Here is a 6,844-nt window from a genome sequence, read left to right as displayed (position 1 = left end):
CTGTGGTGGGAGGCTTGGGAACCGCGAGCGGCCTGGAGGGCGCCGGGGCGGGCTCCGCCACGGGGGCGTCGCCGTCATCCAGCAAATCCTTGAGGTCCGCGAACGGATCCGCCTCATCCGGAGGGGACGGCATGTGCCTTCCCAGGTTACCGGCCGAAGGGGGTTTCCACCAGTTACGCGACGCGCACGGCGTCGCTTCGCCTGCCTGGCGGGAGGGAGGCGGCACGGTCCGCTCGACGCGGGAGGGGCGGGACGTTAGCCAATGGGGCAAACATCACACCTCGCACACCTCGCCTTGCCTCCCAGGGGGGGCGGTGACAGCTTCGGACGCTCCCTATGGCCATTCGCTACGCCCTGCCCAACGGTCTCACCGTCGTCTTCGAAGAGCAGCACGCCGCCAAGGTCGCGGCCTTCCAGGTCTGGGTCAAGGCCGGGAGCGCCGACGAGCGGCCAGACCAGGCGGGACTCGCCCACCTGCACGAACACATGCTCTTCAAGGGCACGGAGCGCCGGGGCCCCGGTGAAATCGCCCGGGACATCGAGGCGCACGGCGGAGAGATCAACGCCTGGACGTCCTTCGACCAGACCGTCTACCACATCGTCATCGCCAGCCAGTTCGCCCGCACGGGCCTGGACATCCTCGGGGACGCGGTGCGCCGCTCCGCGTTCGAGAAGGAGGAGCTGGCGCGTGAAATCGAGGTGGTGTGCGAGGAGATCAAGCGCAGCTCCGACTCGCCGTCGCGCCGGGCCTCGCGCGCGCTGTTCTCCACCGCGTTCCAGACGCACCCGTACCGGCTGCCCGTCATCGGCACCGAGGAGAGCGTGCGCAGCTTCACCCGCGAGAAGGTGCTGGAGTTCTACCACCGGCACTACACGCCCCAGAACCTGGTGCTGTCGGTGGCGGGCGACCTGCGCGAGCCCGAGCTGCGCCAGTGGGTGGACGAAATCTTCGGCGGTGACTGGGGCCGGCCCTACGCGGGCCCGGTGCCGCGTCCCCGCGACCCCGCCCCCACGGGCCGGCGCATCGTCGTGCAGGCCGAGGACGTGAAGGAGGCCTACGTGCACCTGGCCTTCGCCATCCCCCAGCTGGAGCACCCGGACGTGCCCGCGCTGGACGTGCTGGCGATGATCGCCGGCCAGGGGGATTCGTCGTGGCTGGTGCGCGAGGTGAAGCGCCGCCAGCACCTGGTCAACGACGTGCACGCCTCCGCGTACACGCCCAAGGACCCGGGCATCTTCTCCGTGAGCCTGACGCTGCCGCCCGCGCAGGCGCTCAAGGCGCTGACGCAGACGGCGCGCGTGCTGGAGGCGATGCGCGCCACGGCCGTGACGGAGGAGGAGCTGCGCACGGTCAAGGCGGTGGTGGAGGCGGAGGCCATCTTCCGCAAGGAGACGGTGCAGGGCACCGCGCGCAACCAGGGCTCGTACCAGACGAGCCCCGGCGGCCTGGAGTCCGAGGCCCGCTACATGGAGGACATCCGCAACCTCAAGCCGGAGGACCTGCGCCGCGTGGCGCACCAGTACCTGCGGCTGGAGCACGCCGTCGTCACCGCGCTCGTGCCCGCGTCCGTGGAGATCACCGAGGCCCAGGTGCACGCCGCGCTGGACGAAGCCGCCAAGGGCCCCGTGCTGATGCCGCCCGAGCGCACCGCCCGTCAGGCGCCGCCCGAGGCCCCGGCGCGTCCGGCCCGGAGCACCGTGGGCGCCGCGCGCTCGGAGGTGTTCCAGGAGAAGCTGCCCTCCGGCGCGACGCTGGTGGTGCGCGTGGAGCCGCACGTGCCGCTGTTCGCGATGCGCGCGGCCTTCACCGGCGGCGTGCGCTACGAGACGCCCGCCGACAACGGCATCTCCACGCTGCTCAGCCGCACCCTCACGCGGGGCACCACCACGCTCAGCGCGGATGACGTCTCCCAGCTGGGGGACCTGTACGCGGGCAGCCTGAGCGCGCAGGGCGGCCGCAACTCCGTGAGCCTGCGGGCGGAGTTCCTGTCGCGCTACTTCGAGCCGGGCTTCCGGCTGTTCGCCGACTGCCTCCTCAACCCCGCCTTCCGCGAGGAGGAGGTGGCCCGCGAGCGCGCGCTCTTGCTCCAGGACATCCTCACGCGCGAGGACAAGCCGTCCGGCGTGGCGTTCGAGCTGTTCTCGAAGACGCTGTTCCGCGAGCACCCGTACCGGCTGTCGCTCGCGGGCGAGCAGGCGTCGGTGGAGCAGCTGGGGCCGGACCACCTGCGCGCCTATCACCGCGCGCACATGGATCCGTCGCAGATGACGCTCAGCGTGGTGGGCGACGTGCGCGTGGAGGAGGTGCTGGCGCTGGCGCGCGAGTACTTCGGCACGTCGCGCGGCGGCGCGGTGCCCCCGAAGCAGGTGGTGCCGGAGGCGCCGCCGGAGTCCCCGCGCGTGGAGAAGAAGGTGCTCTCTCGCGCGCAGACGCACCTGGTGATGGGCTTCCAGGCCGCGCGGCTGACGGACCCGTGGCGCATCCCGCTGGACGTGCTGTCCACGGTGCTGTCGGGCCAGGGCGGGCGGCTCTTCGTCGAGCTGCGCGACAAGCGCTCCATGGCCTACAGCGTGAGCAGCTTCGCCATGGACGGGTTGGACCCGGGCTACTTCGCCGTCTACATGGGCACGAGCCCGGAGAAGGTGGAGGCGGCGTTGGCGGGCATGCGCGCGGAGCTGGAGCGCGTGCGCGACGAGCCCATTCCGGAGGCCGAGCTGGAGCGCGCCAAGCAGCACATCATCGGCTCGTATGAGATCGACCTTCAGCGCAACAGCTCGCGCGCGATGCTGCTGGCGCTGGACACCTGCTACGGCGTGGGGCTGGACAACTTCCTGCACTACTCCGAGCACGTGGCGAAGGTGACGGCGGCGGACGTGCAGGCGGTGGCCCGGCGGGTCATCGACTTCAACCGCATGGCCATGGCCGTCGTCGGGCCGTGACAGTCGGGTGGGGAAGCGCTGTCGGCGCTTCCCCATCGCACCGGCTGGGGTAGAAGGGGCGCCATGTCCCAGACCTATTTGTCACTCACCGTGGATATCGCGGAGGAAGCCTCCGAGATCCTCCAGGACCTCCTCCACGAAGCCGGCGCCCTGGGCCTGGAGGTCCGCGACCACGAGATGCCCATCATGCCGGGCATGCGCATCCCCGCCACGGGTGAGTCCATCGTCGTCGCCTACTTCGAGGACCGGGAGACGGCGGAGAGCGCCCGCGACGCGGTGGCCGAGTCCCACCCCAAGGCGCGCATCACCCTGGACGAGCAGCCCCAGCAGGACTGGAGCAATGAGTGGAAGTCGCTCATCAAGTCCGTGCAGGTGGGCCGCCTCTGGGTGGGCCCGCCCTGGGAGGCGGAGAGCGCGCCCCAGGACAAGGTGCGCATCGTCATTGAACCGAAGATGGCCTTCGGCACGGGGGACCACCCCACCACGTCGCTGTGCCTCGCGGCGGTGGATGAGTTCATGGCCGCGCACCCGGGCGCGAGCGTGCTGGACGTGGGCACCGGCACGGGCGTGCTCGCCATCGCCGCGAAGAAGCTGGGCGCGGGCACCGTCGTCGGCACCGACAACGACCCCGTCTGCGTGGAACTGGCGCGGGAGAACTGCACCGACAACGCGACGCCGGACCTGGACATCTCCGAGCGCGAGCTGACGCAGGTAGCGGGCACCTTCGACCTGGTGCTCGCCAACATCCTGGCCAACACGCTGATTGAACTGGCGCCCCTCATCGTCGCCAAGGCGAAGGACCGGCTGGTGCTGGCCGGCGTGCTCGCGCACCAGCGCCTGGACGTGGAGGCCGCGTTCCGGAAGCTCGGGTGCACGGTGCTCGCGGGCGCGCAGCAGGGCGAGTGGGTGCGCATCGACTTGAAGCGCTGACGCGCTGACGGTCGCCAGAAACAAAGGGGGGTCGGGCCGCGAACCCGTGGTCCGCCAACCCGACCCCATCCTTGGACTCGCGAGGCTTTCCCCCTGTACCTCAGGACCTCGCGACTCCCGCCGTGTGCCGGGAGTCATTGCAGTCCGCGTGCCTTCCCTTCGCGCGGCTCCGAGCCCGGGGCCCGGAGGTGGAGGGCTCCGGATTGTAGCGGAACGGGTTACGGGCGGCCCGGCGCGTGTGACCTTCCGCGCTACAAGCGCCCGGCCTCGGCTTCCTGTTCGGCTTCAGGGCTTCAGGGCTTCAAGCGAAGCCGAGCTCGCCGACCGCGCGCAGGGTGCCTGTGACTTCACCCCGGGTGTTGAGGAGGCGCGGCTCCGCGTGGTGTTCCAGCCCCGCGAGGGACAGCGGGAGGCCCTTCTGTGCGGCCACGGCCTGGAGCACCGCGAGGAGCGCGGGCGCGGCGCACCTCGCGTCGCCGTCCTCCACCTTGAGGGCCACGCCCAGCCGGGCCTGGGGCAGCGCGGCGCAGTAGACGCCTTCAGCGCCAATCTTCACCACGGCCTCGCCCCGGAAGGCCGTCATCATGTCGGTGCACGCGCGCCCCTTGCCTGCCACCAGCTCCGGGTGCGCCAGCATCGCTTCGCGCAGGCGGCGCGCGGACGGGTCCTCGGAGATGCCGAAGCGGGCCCACGCGGTGGCCATGGCGCGCAGGGGCAGCGCGAAAGCCACCGCGACGCAGCCGTCCACGCCCTTCACGAACGCGTCACGCGGCAGGCCCGTCCACTTCGCCACCTCATCCTGGATGCGCTCCTGCACCGGGTGGCCCGCGCTGGCGTAGCCCTTCGGGTCCCAGCCGTGGTGACGGGCGAGCGCGAGCATGCCGGCGTGCTTGCCGGAGCAGTTGTTCCAGCGGGGCGTGAGCACCACGCCCGTGCGCTGCGCTTCTTCCGCGACGGCGGGCGACAGCGGCGGATGCGGGCCGCACGCGAGCTGGTGCTCCTCGCAGCCGCACGCGCGCAGCATCTGCATGGCGAGCGCGCGGTGCATGGGTTCGCTGGAGTGGGACGCGCACGCCAGCGCCAGCTCGCGCGGGCCGAAGCCGTAGCGGTCCGCCGCGCCGTCCTGCACGAGCGGCAGCGACTGGAAGGGCTTGGCCGCCGAGCGCCAGAAGGTGACGCGGTCCGGGTCTCCCGACGCCGCGACGAGCGCGCCCTCCGCGTCCACCACCGCGACGGAGACGACGTGGAAGGACTCGACGAAGCCGGAGCGGGTGGACTCGATGGTGAAGGTGGACATGGCAGTCGCGGCCATAGCAGGAGCGTTGGTCGTGTGTCCCTTGTGTCCGGGCGGGGCCTGCTGAATCCTTCGCGCCCCTCCTCCAAGGAAGTCGCCGTGGTCCGCCTCTTCGTCCCCCTGCCCGAGCCTGCCCCCTCCGACGTGACGCTCACGGGCGAGCGCCGCCACTACCTCGTGCACGTGCTGCGGCTCGAGGACGGCGACGCGCTGGAGGTGTTCGACGGCAAGGGCCGCGCCTTCGAGGCGCGCGTCAGTGGCCTGGGCGCGGAGGAGGTGCGGCTGGTGCTGGGCACGGTGCGCGTGACGCCGCCCGCGCGCGAGATGAGCGTGCTGCAGGGACTGCCCAAGGGCGACAAGCTGGAGTGGGTGCTGCAGAAGGGCACCGAGCTGGGGGCCACGGCGTTCCATCCGGTGGCCACGGCGCGCAGCGTGGTGAAGCTGGAGCCGAAGCGCGCGGAGGAGCGCACCCAGCGGTGGGCGAAGATCGTCGAGGAGGCCGCGCGCCAGTGTCGTCGTGACGACGTGCCGCGCGTGCACGTGCCGTGTCCCCTGCTGGACGCGGCGCGCTCACTGACGCCGGGCACGCTGCTGCTGGTGTTGGATGAAGAGGAGTCCGCGGTACCGCTGGGCGAGGCCTTCCGGGGCGCGGGGCCGGGCACGCCGGTGGCGCTCGTGATTGGCCCCGAGGGGGGGCTTGCGCGCGAGGAGGTCGCGGGGCTGCGCGAACTGGGCGCGCGCCCTGTGACGCTGGGGACGCGCATCCTGAGGACGGAGACGGCGGCGCTCGCGGCGCTCGCGGTGATGCAGCACCTGGACGGGTCGCTCGGGTAGCAGGCGGGCGGGCAGACTCTCCCTCCATCCCGGGTCACAGATCCGCGTCCCCATTCCTACGTTTCTGCCATTCGGGACCTCGCGGGTCCCTCAAAAGGAGAGACTCTCATGGGGATCATTGCATTCATCATCATCGGCCTCATCGCGGGACTCATCGCTCGGGCCATCCTGCCGGGCAAGCAGAGCATGGGCCTGATGGCCACCACCCTGCTGGGCATGGTGGGTTCGCTGGTGGGCGGCCTCGTCGGCTCGCTGTTCCAGCGCGATGGCAAGCTCTTCGACCTGCATGCTTCCGGCATCATCATGTCCGTGGTGGGATCGATCGTCGTGCTACTCCTCGTGGGAGCCGCAGGACGGCGCCGCGTCCACGCCTAGCGTGAGACGCCCCATACGCGCCGTCCCCTGAAGGACGGTCGCCGCAGGGCTGATGAGCCCCTGACGGTTCCTCGGGCGAGGGACCATCAGGGGCTTGTCCTTTTCTTGCTACAGGCCTGAATGCGGCCTTTCATGGCGCCGGTTGTCCGCATCGCCAGGAGGATCCGTTGTCCAAGTGCCTGAAGTGCGGCGCCTCGCTGCCGCCGGTCGGAGATTGCACTGCTTGCGCCGCCGCCGCCGCGCGTCCACCCAGGGTCGCTTCCGTTCCGAGCCTGCTCGATCGCGACATCCACATCGACCGACGCAAGCTGGGGGAGCGCAACGGTCCGGAAGCAGGCGGCGAGGCCGCCACCCTGAACGGCGAGCCACTGGAGCCGGAGACCCTGCGGGGCACCCCCGCGTTCGCGATGGAGCCTCCGCGTGGCCCCATCACCCCGCCGGGCATGCCCCCGACGGTCCGGCAGGCCCCCG

5 protein-coding genes and 1 pseudogene are annotated in these 6,844 nt (G+C 71.4%); 5 read left to right on the top strand and 1 reads right to left on the bottom strand.

The features are described 5' to 3' along the window. The first annotated feature begins 336 nt into the window (after nt 1-336). Entirely contained in the window at nt 337-2,940 is a 2,604-nt protein-coding gene (locus tag D7X12_RS37360; protein ID WP_120629967.1) for a M16 family metallopeptidase, read from the top strand. A gap of 63 nt (nt 2,941-3,003) precedes the next feature. Continuing rightward, entirely contained in the window at nt 3,004-3,870 is an 867-nt protein-coding gene (locus D7X12_RS37355; protein ID WP_120629966.1) for a 50S ribosomal protein L11 methyltransferase, read from the top strand. 301 nt (nt 3,871-4,171) lie between these two features. On the opposite strand, the gene D7X12_RS37350 is transcribed toward D7X12_RS37355, so the two are convergent. Then, on the bottom strand, nt 4,172-5,167 hold the full coding sequence (locus tag D7X12_RS37350; RefSeq protein WP_158620202.1) for an asparaginase: 996 nt from the start codon (nt 5,165-5,167) through the stop codon (nt 4,172-4,174). A gap of 96 nt (nt 5,168-5,263) precedes the next feature. On the opposite strand from D7X12_RS37350, the gene D7X12_RS37345 reads away from it, so the two are divergent. From D7X12_RS37345 to D7X12_RS37335, 3 genes and pseudogenes are all read left to right on the top strand, one after another. Then, complete coding sequence (locus D7X12_RS37345) at nt 5,264-5,998, top strand: 16S rRNA (uracil(1498)-N(3))-methyltransferase (RefSeq protein ID WP_120629968.1); 735 nt, start codon at nt 5,264-5,266, stop codon at nt 5,996-5,998. 108 nt (nt 5,999-6,106) lie between these two features. Then, nucleotides 6,107-6,373, top strand: coding sequence for a GlsB/YeaQ/YmgE family stress response membrane protein (locus D7X12_RS37340; protein WP_120615271.1), 267 nt, complete (start codon nt 6,107-6,109; stop codon nt 6,371-6,373). Nucleotides 6,374-6,540: 167 nt separating this feature from the next. Further along, nucleotides 6,541-6,844, top strand: a pseudogene (locus D7X12_RS37335) (hypothetical protein); the annotation flags it as partial.

Origin of the sequence: Corallococcus sicarius, from assembly GCF_003611735.1 — a bacterium.
Lineage (GTDB): Bacteria > Myxococcota > Myxococcia > Myxococcales > Myxococcaceae > Corallococcus > Corallococcus sicarius.
The sequence above is the reverse complement of the archived record's forward strand: the minus strand, read 5'-3'. Positions and strand labels throughout refer to the sequence as shown.

Bases quoted from the DNA above. Each gene is read 5' to 3' on its own strand.
- D7X12_RS37360 (WP_120629967.1), top strand. From the start codon at position 337: ATGGCCATTCGCTACGCCCTGCCCAACGGTCTCACCGTCGTCTTCGAA.
- D7X12_RS37355 (WP_120629966.1), top strand. From the start codon at position 3,004: ATGTCCCAGACCTATTTGTCACTCACCGTGGATATCGCGGAGGAAGCC.
- D7X12_RS37350 (WP_158620202.1), bottom strand. From the start codon at position 5,167: ATGTCCACCTTCACCATCGAGTCCACCCGCTCCGGCTTCGTCGAGTCC.
- D7X12_RS37340 (WP_120615271.1), top strand. From the start codon at position 6,107: ATGGGGATCATTGCATTCATCATCATCGGCCTCATCGCGGGACTCATC.